Annotated in this window: 14 protein-coding genes and 1 tRNA gene; 10 read left to right on the plus strand and 5 right to left on the minus strand. The window is 47.0% G+C overall.

The features are described 5' to 3' along the window. Positions 1 to 401: 401 nt before the first annotated feature. From Q0537_RS01515 to mraY, 3 genes are all read right to left on the minus strand, one after another. Positions 402 to 477: transfer RNA gene (locus Q0537_RS01515), tRNA-Phe, on the minus strand. A 545-nt stretch (positions 478 to 1022) separates the two neighbouring features. Next, the gene (murD, locus tag Q0537_RS01520; RefSeq protein WP_299224503.1) at positions 1023 to 2507 is read right to left on the minus strand and encodes a UDP-N-acetylmuramoyl-L-alanine--D-glutamate ligase; all 1485 of its coding nucleotides are present in this window, start codon (positions 2505 to 2507) and stop codon (positions 1023 to 1025) included. Positions 2508 to 2621: 114 nt separating this feature from the next. Beyond that, positions 2622 to 3686 (minus strand): phospho-N-acetylmuramoyl-pentapeptide-transferase, encoded by a 1065-nt coding sequence (gene mraY / locus Q0537_RS01525; protein ID WP_299224505.1) that lies wholly within the window; start codon positions 3684 to 3686, stop codon positions 2622 to 2624. Between the two features lie 198 nt (positions 3687 to 3884). Between mraY and gpmI the strand changes: the two genes are divergently transcribed. The 8 genes from gpmI to Q0537_RS01565 all read left to right on the plus strand — a co-directional run bounded on the left by gpmI (position 3885) and on the right by Q0537_RS01565 (position 13032). Beyond that, positions 3885 to 5351: a 2,3-bisphosphoglycerate-independent phosphoglycerate mutase gene (gene gpmI, locus Q0537_RS01530; protein WP_299224507.1), complete on the plus strand. Its 1467-nt coding sequence runs from the start codon at positions 3885 to 3887 to the stop codon at positions 5349 to 5351. A gap of 102 nt (positions 5352 to 5453) precedes the next feature. Continuing rightward, on the plus strand, positions 5454 to 6197 hold the full coding sequence (gene fabG, locus Q0537_RS01535) for a 3-oxoacyl-ACP reductase FabG (RefSeq protein WP_299224509.1): 744 nt from the start codon (positions 5454 to 5456) through the stop codon (positions 6195 to 6197). 68 nt (positions 6198 to 6265) lie between these two features. Beyond that, entirely contained in the window at positions 6266 to 6502 is a 237-nt protein-coding gene (gene acpP / locus Q0537_RS01540; RefSeq protein WP_299224511.1) for an acyl carrier protein, read from the plus strand. Between the two features lie 18 nt (positions 6503 to 6520). Continuing rightward, a complete protein-coding gene (locus Q0537_RS01545; RefSeq protein ID WP_299224513.1) occupies positions 6521 to 7738 on the plus strand; it encodes a beta-ketoacyl-ACP synthase II in 1218 nt (405 codons plus the stop codon). Continuing rightward, positions 7738 to 8676 carry an acetyl-CoA carboxylase carboxyl transferase subunit alpha gene (accA, locus tag Q0537_RS01550; RefSeq protein ID WP_291938084.1) on the plus strand — a complete coding sequence of 313 codons (939 nt, stop codon included), beginning with the start codon at positions 7738 to 7740 and terminating at the stop codon, positions 8674 to 8676. Before Q0537_RS01545 ends, accA begins: the two co-directional genes overlap by 1 nt. A 59-nt stretch (positions 8677 to 8735) precedes the next feature. Beyond that, complete coding sequence (rho, locus tag Q0537_RS01555) at positions 8736 to 10082, plus strand: transcription termination factor Rho (RefSeq protein WP_299224515.1); 1347 nt, start codon at positions 8736 to 8738, stop codon at positions 10080 to 10082. 201 nt (positions 10083 to 10283) lie between these two features. After that, positions 10284 to 12305, plus strand: a complete 2022-nt coding sequence (locus Q0537_RS01560) for an acyltransferase family protein (RefSeq protein WP_299224518.1) — start codon at positions 10284 to 10286, stop codon at positions 12303 to 12305. 355 nt (positions 12306 to 12660) lie between these two features. Further along, positions 12661 to 13032: a hypothetical protein gene (locus Q0537_RS01565; RefSeq protein WP_298024997.1), complete on the plus strand. Its 372-nt coding sequence runs from the start codon at positions 12661 to 12663 to the stop codon at positions 13030 to 13032. Positions 13033 to 13521: 489 nt separating this feature from the next. On the opposite strand, the gene Q0537_RS01570 is transcribed toward Q0537_RS01565, so the two are convergent. Beyond that, positions 13522 to 14865 (minus strand): sodium-dependent transporter, encoded by a 1344-nt coding sequence (locus Q0537_RS01570; RefSeq protein ID WP_299224520.1) that lies wholly within the window; start codon positions 14863 to 14865, stop codon positions 13522 to 13524. A 302-nt stretch (positions 14866 to 15167) separates the two neighbouring features. Then, on the minus strand, positions 15168 to 16517 hold the full coding sequence (locus Q0537_RS01575; protein WP_299224522.1) for a sodium-dependent transporter: 1350 nt from the start codon (positions 16515 to 16517) through the stop codon (positions 15168 to 15170). A gap of 121 nt (positions 16518 to 16638) precedes the next feature. On the opposite strand from Q0537_RS01575, the gene Q0537_RS01580 reads away from it, so the two are divergent. Both Q0537_RS01580 and thyX read left to right on the plus strand, forming a co-directional pair. Continuing rightward, positions 16639 to 17265 carry a nitroreductase family protein gene (locus tag Q0537_RS01580; protein ID WP_299224524.1) on the plus strand — a complete coding sequence of 209 codons (627 nt, stop codon included), beginning with the start codon at positions 16639 to 16641 and terminating at the stop codon, positions 17263 to 17265. 126 nt (positions 17266 to 17391) lie between these two features. Beyond that, complete coding sequence (gene thyX, locus Q0537_RS01585) at positions 17392 to 18030, plus strand: FAD-dependent thymidylate synthase (protein WP_299224526.1); 639 nt, start codon at positions 17392 to 17394, stop codon at positions 18028 to 18030. Positions 18031 to 18036: the final 6 nt, after the last annotated feature.

Raw genomic sequence — 18036 nt, forward strand, 5'->3', positions numbered from 1 at the left:
AAATATTTTTTCAGTTTTTAGCTCAAAATCCCGCGCAAAAATATTTTTAAAATCGCCGCCTTTTTGCTCTCTGCGTGCCTAAAATTGGGGATTTGATGAGGTTTAAAATATTTTTTGCCTCGAGGGCGTTTTTTTAAGCTTCACAAAACCCTATTTTAGGCGTTTCAAGCGTTTTAAAACATTTTTTGGAGTGCTTTGTAAGCCCGTTAAATAGGGCATTTGGTAAGTTTTAAAAATATTTTTTCGCTTGACTTTTGGAATTTTGCCAAAAATATTTTTAAAATGTTTTTAAATTGCTAGCTTTGCTTGATTATTTTAGACTGCTTTAGAGGGCTAAAATCGCTTGAAGTCCGTATTTTAGGGGTTTTGTTAGATTGTGTTAGATTGTAAAAAATAGGCAATGGTGGTTAGAGGCAGAATCGAACTGCCGACACGCAGATTTTCAGTCTGCTGCTCTACCGACTGAGCTATCCAACCACCAAAAAGAAAAAGTAATTTTAGCCATGCAATACTTAAATCTCGGTTAAAATCCTCGATTTTCGCTAGATTTTTGCACGTCGTATCCCAAAGCTGCCAAATTTACTCAGTTGAAATTTTCTAAATTTTAGTGGCAAAATATTGCTTGTGCAATGGCTTGCAACAATCAAAACGAACGAACGATTTAAAAGCGAAGCGAGTAAAATTTTACCGTTTAACCGGCTTTGTAAGCCGTATGCATAGTTTTAGGCTGTGCAAAGTAGATAAATTTACGCCAAAGGATCGCGGCATCGTTTTAAATTTGCGCGCATAACGGGCGATAGCTGCGATTGGTTAAATTAGCATCGAAAATCCACATTTAATCAAACTTAGTAACGGCATTTTTATAAACATTGCGCCAAAGCCAATGGCGTGATGCTGCGAGGCATGCTCCAGCTAGATTTACTTAGATATATCCGCGCAGCAGAAGCGTTGAAATTTTAAAATGCGATTGCAAATTGTATTTTAAAAGCCTAGCCCGATCCGACTAGCCCCGATAGGTCTGTTTATCCGAGCTGTGCAACTTGTTTTTTAAATAGCTCGCCGCGTTCGGCATAGCTTTTAAACTGATCCAAGCTCGCACAAGCAGGGCTTAGCAGCGCTATTTCGCTCGCAGAATGTATGGAATTTTTAAAATTTTCGAAATTTTTAGAATTCTGCGAATTCCGAGTTTCACCGTCGTTTGTACGGCGTTTCGGCGAAGAGGCGTCGCCGCTTGCGGCAGATGAGCCGCCGTCATCGCCTTTTTGCAGTGTATTTTCGCCGATCTTTGCATTTTCTTTCGCCTTGCCGCCGTTGCATCCGCCATTCGCGCTTAAATTTTGTACTTTCAATTCGCTTGCGCCGCTTTGTTCAAAGCCTACGTCTCGGTAACGCTTCGAAATTTCGCTCACCGCCGTTTGTAAAATTTCGCAGCGCACGCAAGGAAGTTTGTATTCGTCGCACAAACGCACGATTTTATCGGTGTTTGAGCCGATTGCGTAAATTTGCAGATCGTATTTTTTAAACTCCGCAAAAAGCGGGTGCAGATCCACGCCTTTATCGTCGCCGCCGAGGATTAGATGTATTTTTCGTCCTGCGTAACGCTTTAGCGCCTGCACGCACGCATCGATGTTGGTGGCCTTCGTGTCATTGACCCAGATCCTGCCGCGCGCGTCGGTAAATTCCTCAAGCTTGTTGCCCTCGATCACGAATTCGTTCAGTCGCGTGACGTCGCATCTGTCGAATAAAATTTTCTCCACGCACAGCGCCAAAAGCGCGTCGATCAAAAAGGGGGTGCGGAATTTTATCTCGCCCAGGTCGATGCCGAATTTTTGCGCCAGATCCGCTTCGTCCTCGTAGCAGATCACGCGAGCTAGGCTGTTTTGCACAGCAGCGGAGCTTTCGTAGGCGCGCGGGATCAGCGCCACGGAGCCTTCGCGCATCGCTAGTAGCGGCGAGAGTTTAGCGCGCTCATACTCCGCGAAATCGCCGTGCCAGCTGAGATGATCGGGCGTAATTGCGAGCAGCACGTAGATGTCGGGGCGCGCGTGCTTGGTGTAGTGTAGCGTAAACGAGCTCGTCTCCAGTACCCAAATTTTGGCGCTTTTATCAAGCTTTGCAAGCGGGACGCCCACGTTGCCGCCCATTTGCGAGCCGTATCGCTCGAGCAGGTGCTGCATCATCTTCGTCGTCGTCGTCTTGCCGTTCGTGCCGCTGATCCAAATTTTAAGACCTTTGTAATCGTCGAAATAATCGTATTCGCTGATTAAATTCCGCGCCTTTCGCACCAGCTCGTGATGCGGCGGAAAGCCGGGGCTTGGGATTTCAAGCTCGCTTGCGGCGGGATCGAACTCGCTCGGGTTTAAAAGCGCGTTGCCGAACTCATCCAGCTTCGGTGCGCCCGAAGAAATTTCAAATTTATCGTCGTAGATCTCCCAGCAGCCGTCTTTTTGACAGTGCTCGGCGATCGCTTTGGTCGTAAGCCCGTAGCCAAATAGCGATTTTTTCATTTTTCTCCCCTTTCGCCCCATAAAATTTGAGTTATCTCATCGGCGCTAAGCTCAGCCGTTTCGCCGTATTTTTCGCGCGCCGTTTCGAAGTCGGGTTCAATTTGCGCTCGCATTTTATCTCAGTTTCAGCGACGTCAGCGCTATGATATTTGCGATCAGCGCGATGATCCAAAAGCGGATGATGATTTTGTTTTCGACCCAGCCTTTAAGCTCGAAATGGTGGTGTATCGGCGCCATCAGGAAAATTCTGCGTTTGAAAATTTTAAAGCTGCCCACCTGTAAGATCACGCTGAGCGTTTCGATGACGAAGACGAAGCCGATCATTATGAGCAAAATTTCATTTTTCGTGATGACTGCACAGTATCCTAAAAACGCGCCCACGCTGAGACTGCCGCTATCGCCCATAAAGACTTCGGCGGGGTAGCAGTTAAACCACAAAAACCCAAGCAGCGCGCCGATTAGCGCCGAGACGATGATGCAGACCTCGCCTGCGCCCGCGACGCGCGGTAGCAAGAGATACTGCGAGTAGATCGCGTGCCCGCACAGATAAGCAAATATGCCCAAGCTGCAGAGCGAAAACACCGATGGAATGGTCGCTAGTCCGTCCAAGCCGTCGGTTAAATTTACCGCGTTTGAGCTCGCGCTTATCACGATCGTCCAAAACAGCGGCGCGAAGATCCATAAATTTAGCAGAGGGTATTTAAAAAACGGCACGAAAAATTCCCCGCCCAGATCGCTAAAAGCATAAAGCGTAGCCCCGATCAGAAACGCCAAGAAATTTTGCAGCGCAAATTTAGCCCGCGCGCTAAGGCCTGCGTGGTTTTGGCGGCCTAAAATTTTAGAGATATCATCCTTAAAGCCTATGTAGCCGAAGCCTACCAAACAAAGCAGTCCGCAGAGCACAAATACGTTGTTTAGCTTGGCGCACAGCAGGCTTGCGAGCACCGCGGCGGTAACGAAAACAAGCCCGCCCATCGTTGGGGTTTTGCTCTTTTTCTGATGGTTTTGCGGCGCGAGCTCGTATATGGGCTGCGCGGCGTGTCTGGCTTGCGCCCAGCGGATAAACCGCGGCATAGCCCAGACCGAAAAACAAAAAGCGATAAAAAACGCGATTCCTGCGCGAGCGGTGATGTATTGGAAGAAATTTATATTCGTAAGATGGTAAAGATAATAAAACAAAGTTTGCCTTTTAAATTTTATGAAATTTTATACGAAAACGCGCATTTTAGTATAAAAGAGGTAAAATTTAGCTTTTAGGGCGGATGAAATTTTGCCGCATTTGCTAAAAGAAAGTATAATGCCGCTCGTAAAAACAGCGCCGCAGATCCGTTTCAAAAGACCTGTGCGGCGAAATTTAGACGAAATTTAGGAGCCAAAATGGGGCAAAAGACGATTTTACTTATCACCGACGGCATCGGCTTTAACGCGAGCGATAAATTTAACGCGTTTGCAAACGCAAAAAAGCCCGCCTATGATTATCTTTTTAAAAACGTGCCCGATACGTTGCTGCACACCTCGGGGCTTGCCGTGGGCTTGCCGCAGGGGCAGATGGGAAACAGCGAAGTAGGGCATATGACGATCGGAAGCGGTAGAATTCTGTATCAAAACCTAGTCAAAATCGATCGCGCGATCGATGAGGGCTCGCTCGAGAAAAACGAAGCGCTGCAAAGCCTGCTTTCAAAGTGCCGCAGGCTGCACGTCATAGGGCTTTACAGCGACGGCGGCGTGCATTCTCACCTGCGCCATTTCGACGCGATCTGCGAGATAGCGCAGAATGCGGGTTGCGAGACATGGGCGCACGCTATCACCGACGGGCGCGACGTTTCGCCGAGCAGCGGGGCGGAATTTTTAAAGCACCTACAGGCTAAATTTAAAGTCGGCAGCGTTTGCGGGCGCTTTTACGCGATGGATCGCGACAAGCGCTTTGACCGCGTAAAGCGCGCTTACGACGTGCTTTTGGGTGAAGCGGCGCCGCTTGAAATTTCGCCTAGCGAGTACGTGCTGCAAAGCTACGAGCGCGGCGTGAGCGACGAGTTTATCGAGCCTGCGAGCTTTAACGGCTTTGGCGGTATCGGCGCGGATGACGGAGTGATTTTTATAAATTTTAGAAACGATCGCGCCAGGGAGCTTTGTGCGGCTTTGGGCGATGAGAGCTTTAGCGAATTCAAGCGAAATTTCGTCGTGCAAAATTTAATCACGATGAGCGAATACGATGCGAGCTTTAAATTTCCTCTGCTATTTGAGAAGCCCGTGCTTAAAAACACGCTTTGCGAAGTGATCGCGGAAGCCGGTCTTACGCAGCTTCACACCGCCGAGACCGAAAAATACGCACACGTGACGTTTTTCTTTAACGGCGGCGTCGAGGAGCCGCTGCCGAACGAAATTCGCGTGCTGATACCAAGCCCGAAAGTAAAAACCTACGATGAGCAGCCGCAGATGAGCGCGCCCGCGGTGTGCGATGCGGTGATCCGCGGCATCGAAGCGGGGATCGATTTCATCGTCGTAAATTTCGCAAACGGCGATATGGTCGGTCACACGGGCAATTACGATGCCGCGGTAAAGGCGGTCGAAGCGGTGGATGAGTGCATCGGTAAAATTTTAAGCGCGGCGAGGGCGCACGATTACGCCTATGTGCAGATTAGCGACCACGGCAACTGCGAGGCGATGCGAGACGCTGACGGCGAAATTTTAACCAACCACACGACCTTTGACGTATTTTGCTTCGTGCTGGGGCGCGGCGCGCGCGAGCTAAAAAGCGGACTTGGGCTTAGTAACGTCGCAGCTACCGTGCTAAAGCTAATGGGGCTACCGAAGCCCGCGGAGATGGACGAGGCGCTGTTTTGAAATTTAAACGGCACGGGTTGCAGCTAAATTTAAACGGCTAAAATTTAGGTAAATTTGGATAAATTTATGCTAGGCATTAAAATTTTAATAATAAGGACAAGTATGAAATTTAGTGGAAAAAACGTTTTAATCACGGGCGCGAGCCGCGGTATCGGCGCACAGATCGCAAGGACTTTAGCCGGCTACGGGCTTAAGGTGTGGATCAATTATCGCTCTGCACCAGAGCCTGCTGACGCGCTGCTAGAGGAGATCCGCGCAAACGGCGGAGAGGGCGCCGTGATAAAATTTGATGCGACGAACGAAGCGGAATTTAGCGAGGCGATTGCCCTGATCGCGCAAAGCGACGGCAAGCTAAGCTATCTCGTAAATAACGCGGGCGTTACGAACGACAAGCTCGCGCTTAGGATGAAGCTGGAAGACTTCATGGGCGTGATCGAAGCAAATTTAAGCAGCGCTTTCATCGGCTGCCGCGAAGCTCTAAAACTAATGAGCAAAAAGCGCTTCGGCGCGGTCGTAAACATCGCCTCGATCGTCGGCGAAATGGGAAACGCCGGGCAAGTCAATTACAGCGCGAGCAAGGGCGGAATGATCGCGATGAGTAAGAGTTTCGCAAAAGAGGGCGCAGCGCGCGGAATTCGCTTCAACTGCATAACTCCTGGCTTCATCGCCACCGATATGACGGACGCGTTAAGCGACGACGTAAAAGCAAGCTACGAAGCGAGCATCCCGCTTAAGCGCCTCGGAAGCACGAGCGACGTTGCCGAAGGAGTTGCGTTTTTGCTTAGCGACGGTGCGGGCTACATTACGGGCGAGTCGCTTAAAATCAACGGCGGGCTCTATATGTAGCGTTAAATAGCGGAATTTAAGGTTAAATATTATAGAATTACGCGGTATTTTTTTAAAGGAGTGCTAAAATGGCAGTATTTGAAGATGTAAGAGACGTAGTTGTAGAGCAACTAAGCGTAAGCCCGGATCAGGTTAAACTTGACTCTAAAATTATCGAGGATTTGGGCGCGGACTCTCTTGATGTAGTTGAGCTAGTAATGGCTTTAGAGGAGAAATTCGGTATCGAGATCCCTGATAGCGAGTCCGAAAAATTAGTAAGCATTAAAGACATAGTAGATTATATAGAAAATTTGCCTAAGAAATAAAATTTTAAGGAAGCGGTTTTGAAACGAGTCGTAGTAACGGGCATCGGGATGATAACCTCTCTCGGGCTTGACAAACAGAGCAGTTTTGAAAATATCTGTAACGGAAAAACCGGGGTTGATAAAATTTCGCTCTTTGACGCTAGCGAATTTCCGGTTCAAATTGCAGCTGAAGTAAAAGGTTTCGATCCAAGCAGCATAATCGAGGATGGAAAAGAGATAAAAAAGATGGATAGATTTATCCAACTCGGGCTTAAAGCTGCGGGCGAAGCTATGGATGACGCTAAATTTAGTAGCTTTGATAGCGACGAATTCGGCGTTAGCTCCGCTAGCGGTATCGGCGGTTTGCCGAATATCGAGATAAATGCCAATACCTGCTTGCAGCGCGGCCCTAGGCGGATTTCTCCGTTTTTTATCCCCTCTGCTTTAGTAAATATGCTCGGCGGCTTTGTTTCTATATATTATAAATTAAAAGGTCCGAATTTATCCAGCGTTACGGCTTGTGCGGCTTCCGCACATGCGATTATGGACGCTGCGAGAGTTATTATGATCGGCGAAGCGAAAAAGATGCTTGCAGTGGGAGCCGAGGCTGCGGTTTGTCCCGTAGGTATCGGCGGATTTGCCGCGATGAAGGCGCTTTGCGCTAGAAATGACGATCCCGCGCACGCTTCGCGTCCGTTTGATGCAGAGCGAAACGGCTTTGTTATGGGCGAAGGTGCGGCGGCTTTGGTTTTAGAAGAGCTAGAAGACGCAAAAGCGCGCGGCGCTAAAATTTACGGCGAGCTCGTAGGGTTCGGCGCTAGCGGCGATGCTTATCATATCACTTCGCCTAGCCTAGACGGACCGATCCGCGCTATGAAAAAGGCCTATGAGATGGCGGGGCGCCCGAAGATTGATTATATCAACGCTCACGGAACATCGACTGCGATAAACGATAAAAACGAAACTGCGGCGTTAAAAGAGCTTTTCGGCGAGGGCAAAGTGCCTGCGGTCAGCTCCACCAAGGGCCAGCTAGGACACTGCCTGGGCGCTGCCGGGGCGGTAGAGGCTGCGATCAGCCTTTTGGCGATGCAAAACGGCATCATACCGCCTACGATAAATCAAATTTCAAAAGATCCAGATTGCGATTTGGACTATGTGCCAAACGTCGCTAGAAAAGCCAAACTCGATTGCGTCATGAGCAATAATTTTGGATTCGGCGGCACGAACGCATCGCTTATTTTCAAAAGAGTAGATTAATGGCTAGCTATCTGGACTTCGAAAAGTCTATAAAGCAGATCGACGAGGATATCACCGCTGCAAAAATTCGCGGCGATGAGGATGCGGTCGAAATCTTAAATAAGAACCTCGAAAAAGAAATTTCCAAAGTTTATAAAAATTTAAACGAATATCAAAGGCTTCAGCTTGCGCGCCACCCGGATCGCCCTTACGCGATCGATTATATTCGTGCGCTTTTGCAGGACGCCAGGGAGCTTCACGGCGACCGCGCCTTTAGAGACGATCCGTCGATCGTGTGCTATCTGGGCATTATGGGCAACCGCAAAATTGCCGTGATCGCAGAGCAGAAGGGCCGCGGCACCAAAAACAAGCTGAAGCGAAATTTCGGCATGCCCCATCCGGAGGGCTATCGCAAGGCTCTGCGCGTAGCGAAACTTGCCGAGAAATTTAACCTTCCGATTCTATTTTTGATCGACACTCCAGGCGCATATCCTGGACTTGGCGCCGAGGAGCGCGGCCAAAGCGAGGCTATCGCGCGAAATTTATATGAGCTCAGCGATCTTAAAACCCCTACGATCGCCGTCGTTATCGGCGAGGGCGGCAGCGGTGGAGCTTTAGCGATCGGCGTGGCCGATCGTTTGGCGATGCTTCAAAACTCAATTTTTTCGGTTATCTCTCCCGAGGGCTGTGCTGCGATTTTGTGGAACGATCCAAGCAAGAGCGAGGCGGCTACGAAGGCACTAAAAATCACCGCCGAGGAGCTAAAAGAGCTGGGCTTGATCGACGACGTGATAAAAGAGCCTAAAACGGGCGCCCACAGGGATAAGGACGGCGCGATAAAAGCGCTTGGAAACTACGTCTTAACCGAGCTGCACAAGCTAGACGATCTTAGTATAGACGAGCTCATCAGCAGAAGACAACAAAAAATTTTAAGGTTCGGTGCTTATAAAGAGAACTAAATTTTAAATTTCGCGACTTTTAAAACTAAATTTAATAACTTCACACTCTAAGAGGACAAATGGAAAATACAAATCAAAATTCCACCCAGACCGCCGTTTCAAATTCTAATCAAAACGGCAGAAAAACTTACGCTAAAACGCACGTTCCCGTCGAGGGCTACCAGATCGAGGAGCTCCGCTCGATGGATCTTGAAAATCTCATCGCCATAGCAGACGAGCTAGGCGTCGAAAACCCGCGCGAATTCCGCCGCCAAGCGCTCGTTTTTGAAATTTTACGTATGCAGACGAAGCAGGGCGGCTTCATACTTTTTACGGGGATTTTGGAGGTTACCGCCGAGGGTTACGGCTTTTTGCGCGGCATAGATTCAAATTTAAGCGACAGCGCCAATGATGCCTACGTGAGCCTAAGCCAGATCCGCAAATTCGCCCTGCGCGTCGGCGACATTGTCACGGGCCAGGTGCGCGAGCCGAAGGATCAGGAGAAGTACTATGCGCTTTTAAAGATCGAGGCGATCAATTACAAATCGATTCAAGAGGCTAGAGAGCGCCCGTTATTTGACAATCTCACGCCGCTTTTTCCGACAGAAAAGCTCAAGCTCGAATACGATCCAATGCGCCTTACCGGTCGCGTGCTTGATCTTTTCACCCCGATCGGAAAGGGGCAGCGCGGACTAATCACGGCGCCTCCGCGTAGCGGTAAAACGGAGCTTATGAAGGAGCTTGCCAACGGCATTACGCGCAACCACCCCGAGGTCGAGCTTTTGGTGCTGCTAGTCGACGAGCGTCCCGAGGAGGTGACCGATATGGAGCGTAGCGTACGCGGGGAGGTGTTTAGCTCAACCTTCGATCAGCCTGCATTTAACCACGTCCGCGTCGCCGAGCTCGTCATCGAAAAAGCAAAACGCGCCGTCGAAAACGGCAAGGACGTCGTCATCCTGCTCGATAGCATCACCCGCCTTGCGCGCGCTTACAACACCGTCACGCCTAGCAGCGGCAAAGTCCTAAGCGGCGGCGTGGACGCAAACGCCCTGCACAAGCCGAAGCGCTTCTTCGGTGCGGCGCGAAATATCGAAAACGGCGGCTCGCTTACCATCGTCGCTACCGCGCTCATCGAGACCGGCTCGCGAATGGACGACGTGATCTTCGAGGAGTTCAAAGGCACGGGCAACAGCGAGATCATCCTCGATCGCAATATCTCGGATCGCAGAATTTACCCCGCGATCAACATTACCAAATCGGGCACGCGCAAAGAGGAGCTTTTGCAAGGTAGCGAAAATCTACAAAAGATCTGGGCGCTGCGCTCGGCAATTTCTACAATGGACGATATCGAGGCGCTGAAATTTTTATACGCCAAGATGCTAAAAACCAAAGACAACACCGAGCTGCTATCTATAATGAACGGCTAAATTTTATTAAATTGATTCGTTATGAAATTTAATGCTTTATTATTCTTGCGTTAGGTTTTATGTAAACGACTTAGATTTTGATAAGAGATAGTCAAGGATTTTGGTTGTGGAGGAGGAATAGGTCAGCTCATTTTTTTGAGTACAACATACTCTCTATGAGCTTAAATCTATAAAAATTAAACAATATAAGTGAGTAATTCTATGAGTAATGATTTACAGCATCCAAAGTATAGACCAGATATAGACGGTTTAAGAGGAATAGCCGTTTTATCTGTTGTGGCTTTTCATGCTTTTCCAAATAAAATAAGTGGCGGTTTTATAGGTGTAGATATATTTTTTGTAATATCTGGATTTTTAATTTCTACGATTATTTTTAATAATTTAGAAAAAGGAACATTTAGTTTCTATGAATTTTATGCTAGACGTATTAAAAGAATTTATCCGGCACTTTTCGTCGTATTATTCGCATGTCTTATTTTCGGATGGTTTGCTTTATTGCCGGAGGAGTATAAGCAGCTTGGTAAGCATACGGCCGGCGGAGCAGGGTTTATTGCAAATTTCATATTATGGAGCGAAGCCGGATATTTCGATAACTCTGCTGAAACTAAACCGCTACTACACCTATGGAGCCTTGGCATAGAAGAACAATTCTATATAATTTGGCCTTTTTTATTATGGTTTTTATGGAAGAAAAAATTTAATTTGCTAACTATATCGGTTATTATTCTGTTAATTTCTTTTATTTTAAATCTAAAAGGTATAAAACAAGATTTAGTAGCTACATTTTATTCGCCGCAGACGCGTTTCTGGGAACTTTTGTCTGGTGCTGTTTTGGCATGGTTAAATATACATAAAAATAATACTATTAAAAATTTTAAATTAAGGATAGATCATTACTTTTCAAAAATTATATATAGAGAAGGCATTCCAAATGATGGCAGATCTTTGTCTAATGTATGTGCCTTTATAGGTATTTCCATACTTATATATGGATTTTTGCATATATCTAAGACTATGCCATTTCCGGGTAAATGGGCAATAATACCTATTCTAGGTTCTATTTTTATTATTATCGCAGGTTCTAATGGGGGGGGGGCTTATATCAGCCAAAAGATATTATCAAATAAAATTTTAGTTTGGTTTGGGCTTATTAGCTTTCCGTTATATTTATGGCATTGGCCGTTATTATCGTTTGCTAGAATTTTAGAAAGCGAAACTCCTAATAGAACCATAAGAATATCTTGTGTTTTCTTATCCGTTGTTTTGGCTTGGATTTTATATAAATTTATAGAAAGACCATTGCGCTTTAAAAATAATTTTAAATTTAAAATTCCTATATTATTCGCCATGATTGTCTTAATTGGGATTTCGGGGTATATTATTTATCTAAGAAACGGTAAAAATGTAAACTCAATTCCGATTACCCAGCCTGACTCTACTGAATTTTTACATGATAGCGCTCAGAATTGTAAAAAGTATTTTCCTGATTGGTCGAAGATAACCGATCACGAATGTATGATGCAAAAACCTTTTGGGAATAAGATTGCGATCATAGGCGATTCTCATGCCAATCATTTATATTTAGGTATTGCAGAGAAAACTAAAGACGGCGTTGCTTTATTTCCTGCAAGTTGTGCTGCACCATTTATAAATATTTCTAGTGGCACTAGTGATATTGATCCCAATATAGTTAGAGTTAGAAAAAACGCTTATCAACTTATAAATTCAGCATATAATTTTATATTTCAAGATCCAAATATCAAAACCGTAATATTAGGGCATAATCCTGATTGTTCCTATATAGATGCAAAAGATATGGAGAATTTACAAGAAAAAGATGTCGATAAAATATTGGAAGATGGCATTAGAAGAACGCTAGATTTATTATTAAAAAGTAAAAAAGAGGTTTTAATTTTATTAGATTCACCGCACTTGCCTTATGACCCTTCAAAGTGTGTCATAAGATCTATTAGAGCTATAGGTAGAAATAAGTGCGTTTTCCCAAAAGAATATTCGGGAGGCCAAAAAAAGTATAATAGTATAATAAAAAGGATTATAAAAGATTATCCATCAGTTAAAGTCTATGACCTTTTTGAACCATTTTGCGATGAAGATAGTTGCTATATCTCTAAAGATAATGTAATATTATATAATGATAGAGATCATTTAAGTTATGGAGGTTCTAGATTTGTCACTCCATTTATATTGAATAGATTGGAATAATAAAATTATAATACTATACCCTATATTGCTATCTATTTTAGCGCTTTTGAAGCGACCGATAGTATTTATTGCTATGTTTTTAAATTGCGAGTAAAATGCGGTATTCATTTTACATGGAGTTCAATCACGGCGTCGTAGTCCTGCCTATTTTGTCCGTAGCCTCATTTGGGCGATGTGCGCACTTCAGCTGCGACAAGATTAAAATTATGAATCCCACATCTAAGCTTGCTATTTACGTTTAAATTTTACTAGCCATGTTTTAAAATTTTAAAATAGCAGTTTAATCCATATTTTAAGGAGATTTAAATTGGGACGGCGTTATAATTTATCTATATTTTAATTAAAAGGAAAAACGATGAAATATCTGGTTTCAAAAAGCCTTTTTACTTTAGCCATGTCTTTTGCAGCCGCTTCCATCTTAGGTGGTTGTGGTTTTATAAAAAAGCCGATGACTAGTGAGGCGACACTCTTAGATCGCGCTGAAATGGCAACTGGTATAGATAAATCAAATCTAACGGTTGTGCCTGATTCGGTAAAAAGTGAGATCGACTCCGTGCACTATAAGGTCAGAAGCAAAAACGGTGATTTGTATCGTTGCTATTTTTCATCCGTTATAGTAGTTGATTCTGACGTGCTTTGCACGAAAATCGTCGGAGCAGCGGGTAGTACGGGAAGCGGCAAAGGCGGTAACTGCAACGCATTGCTTAAAAAAGCGGGCAAGTGCTAGCGTGCTAGGAACGGCTTAAACCGCGCGGCTTTAAAACGGAGTTCATTCGGTCTGAACGTGCGCTGCTAGCTGTTTAGGCCGCACCCGCAAAATTTTCATCGCTCCTGCAAAGCAAGCCCGCTGCTTCTACGGCACATTTTGGCGCTCGTTATGCTAGCGGGTAGTAAAATTTTAATGCTTTTAGGCTTTGCCGAGAGGATTGCGAAATTTTAACGCGTAAATTTTAAATCTAGAGCCGCGTTTGGACTCTTTTCGTTACGAAACGTGGCGTAAAATTTTACGCTTTAATTTTACTGCGCAAGATTTACCGCATGAAATTTCATTACGCAAAGTCCTTTGCTTCGGCGCTTCGCGGATCGCAGCACGCGATCTGGCCGAGTTTAGACGTCGCAAATTGTCTCGCGATCCCCACGCGCCGCTTCGCCGCGTAAATCTGCCGCGCGATTTATCGCGTGAAATTTCGCTCGCTCCTATCTATTCCGTTCGCTTTTATTTTCCGCCGAAAAACAGTAGATTTGCCATTATGATCACGATCGCGACGGGCGCTACGAAGCGCAGCGAAAAGTACCAAATTTTAAATCCAAGCTCGCCCATATCAGCGCCGAAAAGCCCGCGCAGGCGCTGCACGTCCATCACGAAGCCCACGAAGATCGCCGAGGTTAGCGCGCCGAGGGGCAGCATGACGTTTGAGCTTACGAAGTCCAAGCAGTCAAAAAAGCTCGCGTCGAAAAGCTTAAGCTTGCTCGCATAATCCGCATGCATCGATAGTAGCGAGCATGCGCCTAGCACCGCTATGACGCACCCCGATATGCAGACTGCGCGCAGGCGCGAAATTTTAAACCTGCCGATGAGATAGAAGACGAAGGGCTCGATCATCGAAACCGCGCTCGTGATCCCCGCGAAAAAGAGCGAGACGAAAAACGCGACTTCAAGCACCTGCCCCGCTAGCCCCATTTTTGCAAACATCGTAGTGAGCGAGACGAACACGAGCCCCGCACCCTGCGCGGGATCGGCGCGAAATTCGAAGATGAAGGTAAATACGATGAGCCCCATCATCAGCCCGATCGCGATGTTGATAAATACGATGTTTACCGAGCTTCGCACGAGCCGCACCCCTTCGCTAAGCGATGCTGCGTATGCCGCGATACAGCCCACGCCCACGCACAGGGTAAAGAGCGCGAGCCCGAGCGCGGAGAGGACGGAGTTAACAGTGATTTTGCTGAAGTCGGGATAGAAAAGAAATTTCGCCGCTGCGCCGAAGCCCTGCATCGTGCACGCATACGCAAGCATCGCGAGCAGCAGCACGAAAAGCAGCGGCATCATCACGACGTTTAGCCGCTCGATACCGCTTTTGATGCCGCGCGCGACGACGGAGAGCGTCAGCACGAGCGCAAGCGCGTAAAAGCCGAGGCTCGTGGCTAGCGAATGCGAGATGAGATCGTCAAAGACGGCGCCCGCTTCCTCGGCAGTTGCGGGCAGCGGAGAAAAGCCCAAAAATATGTAGCGGATCACCCAGCCGAGGATGACGAGGTAAAAGGACAGCACCAGCATGCCGCCCGCGATGAAAACGCCTCCCGCGCGCCATTTGCGTCCGCCGCGCGGCGCCAGCGTCTCGTATGCGCTCGGCAGATCCCGCCCGCTTAGCCTGCCTAGCGCCATCTCGGCTAAAAATATGCTAAAGCCCACTCCCAGCGTGAGCGCGAGATACAAAAGCACGAAGGCGCTGCCGCCGTTTTGACCCACGAGGGTGGGGAATTTCCATGCGTTGCCAAGCCCCACCGCGCCGCCTGCGACGGCAAGTATGAAGCCGATTTTGCTAAATTTATCGTTCATTTTCTCTCCGATGATTTTTAAATTTTAAAGCCGCGGAATTTTAAAATTTCGCAGCGTGATCAGACGCGGCTGCGCTACGGCGTCTTTGCCGCGCGCACCGATCGCCATGCAGGTTGCCGCGGTCGCGCCGAAGGCTGATTGTCGCTACATACTTTGACCTTCCTCTATCTAAACATAAAATTTTAAACTATCGCTGCAAGGCTAACGGATCGCCGCAAGTTCGCTATGAAATTTGGCGCGTTGCTTTTGGACTGCTTTAGCGCCAAATTTTAAATCCATGTTATCCACCTGCTTTACAAAATTTAAAAATTTAAAATTTTTAGCTGATTGAGCGCTATCACTACGATCGCGACTGGCGCCACGAAGCGCAGCAGCACAAAATACCACAGCTTAAAGCCCATTCGTCCCATATATGGGCGCAGTAGAATTTCGACGGCTCGTTTTTTGATCACGAATCCTACGAAAATCGCCACAATTATGCCGCTAAGAGGCATTAAGATATTCGAGGTTAGGTAATCAAGCACGTCAAAAAAGCTCTTGCCACCTAGGCTAAAATACTCGCTCGTACCCCCGTAATAACCCAAAATGCAGCATATCCCTAAAACATACGTCACGGCAAAAACTAAAAGCGAAGCGCGCTTGCGGCTTAGCTTGCGGGAGTTTACGAGATAATAAATCGCAGGCTCCAGCATCGAAATTGCAGAAGTAATCGCCGCAAATAATAGCGAGGTGAAAAATAAAAAGGCTAGGATGTTTCCGATCGCACCGAGCTTTGAAAAAAGCACTACCAGCGAGACAAACACTAGCCCAGGACCTTGCGCTTTGGGATCGCCGCCGAATTCAAAGATGAAGGTAAAGACGATAAGTCCCATCATCACGCCGATTAGGACATTAATGCAGACGATATTTATGCTTGAGGTTAGGATATTGGTGCGCGTAGGCAGGCTCGCGGCATAGGTCATAATCGTAGTAACGCCAAGCGAAAGCGTAAAAAATGCAAGTCCTAGCGCCGAAAGAACGCTATCTTTATTAAGCTTGGAAAAATCTGGCACTAGCAAGAATTTTGCGCTACGTCCGAATCCATCGAAACTCGCGGCGTAAATTAGCATCAAAACCAGCAAAATAAATAGCGCGGGCATCATCCAGACATTAAGTCGCTCGATGCCGCTTTTGACACCTTTAGATACGATGAAAAAGCAAAACGCCGACGCTATGGTAAAGCACACCGCCACGCTTAAAAAGTCGCTACCTAAAAGTGCGTTAAACGCTGCGCCGCTTTCATCTATACTTTTTGGCAGATAAAAAGCGCTTGAGACCACGTATTTTAGGATCCAACCCATTACGACGCTGTAAAAAGCATAGATCAAAAGCGCACTAATCATAAAAAATCCCGTGTATTTCCATGCGCCTTTGTATGAGGGTGCGAGCTTTTCAAATGCGCGCACTGGATCACTTTCGCTTAGCCTGCCGATGACGATCTCGGCTAAAAAAATCACGAAGCTAACCAAAAGCGTCAGCAAAAGATATAGCAAGATAAATGCGCTGCCGCCGTTGGTGCCTACTAAAGTGGGGAATTTCCACGCATTACCGAGCCCTACGGCGCTGCCCGCGACCGCGAGAATGAAGCCGATTTTGCTAAATTTATCATTCATATTATGCCTTGTAGCGGAATTTAAAAGGGCAATATTAGCAAAATCTAGCTTAACTCGCCAAGCTAGCCGAGTGGAATTTAGGCAAACCCGCTATAATGCCGCGAATTTTAAAGGAGATAAAATGAAATCGATAAAAGAAGCGATGCTCTCTCGCCACAGCTGCCGTAAATTTTGCAGCGACAAGCTAAATAGCGAGCTCGTGCGCGAGATACTTGATCTTGCGCGCTTAAGTCCCAGCTCATGCGGATTAGAGCCTTGGAGGATGATGATAATCTCGGATCCTTGCGAGCTAAAAGAGCTTTCTGTAGCCTGCAACAGCCAGCCACAAGTAGCCGAGTGCTCGCACGCCGTGATTTTAATCGCGCGTAACGATCTGCGCGTGGGCGAGGAGTATTTAGAGCGCACCGTTCGCCGTCGCGCAAACACTCCGCAAAAATATGAAGCTGCGATGAATTATTTCCGCGCGAAATTTGCGGACTTAGACGACGAAGCGCTGATGAACTACGCGACCAAGCAGCTTTATATCTTAGCGGCAAATATCGCTAATATTGCCGAGGGCTTTGACGTGCGCTCGTGTATAATGACCGGCTTTGACGCCGCGGCTTTGGAAAAATTTTGCGCTTTAGAGACAAAATTTCGTCCTGCAATCGTCGTGGCTTTGGGACGTGGTGAGCCTAGCAAATACCCGCACACGCGCTACGAGCTGGATGAAATTTTAATCTCTCGCGGCGGCAGCGAAAAAAGATAAAATGAAGCATTTCTGCTTGCAAAGCTTAGGCGCGAGCTTTGTTTATTAAAAGCGTCGTTTTGCGAAATTTTATCGGTTTAAAAGTGCGATAGCGTTAAAATGCGTTTAAAATTTCAAAGGATAAACATGCAAGTCAAACTTCTAAATTTCACTCCGCTTTGGGTCTGCTCAAATGCGATACGCACCTGCTGGCAGAGCTTTGCGCGCGGTGATTGCGGCGGCGCCAAAGACCTAGCGCTAATCGACCGCGTCGGCAACCAGCTCAAGCACTCAAGCACGCTCGAACACCTCTACTACAATTTCTATATCAGCGGCATCTCTCGCGCGCTGCTTCAGGAGCTGGCGCGCCACCGCCTAGCAAGCCTTAGCGTAAAATCCACTCGCTACACTCTCAAAGAATTGCGCGGCGAGAATAGCTTCGCGCAAGGGGATTTCGAAAACGCCGCGCGATACATCGTGCTTACGGGCAATGAAGCGGTCGATAACGCAAGTATCGCGGCTCTTGAAAATCTGCGCGTAATCTTACAAAGCCCAATCAGCCTTGATATCGCAAAATACTGCCTGCCCGAGTGCTACAAGAGCGAGCTTAGCTGGAGCATAAACGCGCGCAGCTTGCAAAATTTCCTCGCTCTGCGCTCTAGCAAAGCAGCGCTTTGGGAGATCCGCGAGCTTGCAGATAAAATTTATCACGCGCTGCCGCAGGAGCATAAATTTATATTCCAAAGCTGCATGGCGAGCGAGGAGAAGATGTCTGGCGAGGAGTAGAGCGGA

The organism is uncultured Campylobacter sp., from assembly GCF_938017775.1.
In the GTDB taxonomy this organism is placed as follows: domain Bacteria; phylum Campylobacterota; class Campylobacteria; order Campylobacterales; family Campylobacteraceae; genus Campylobacter_B.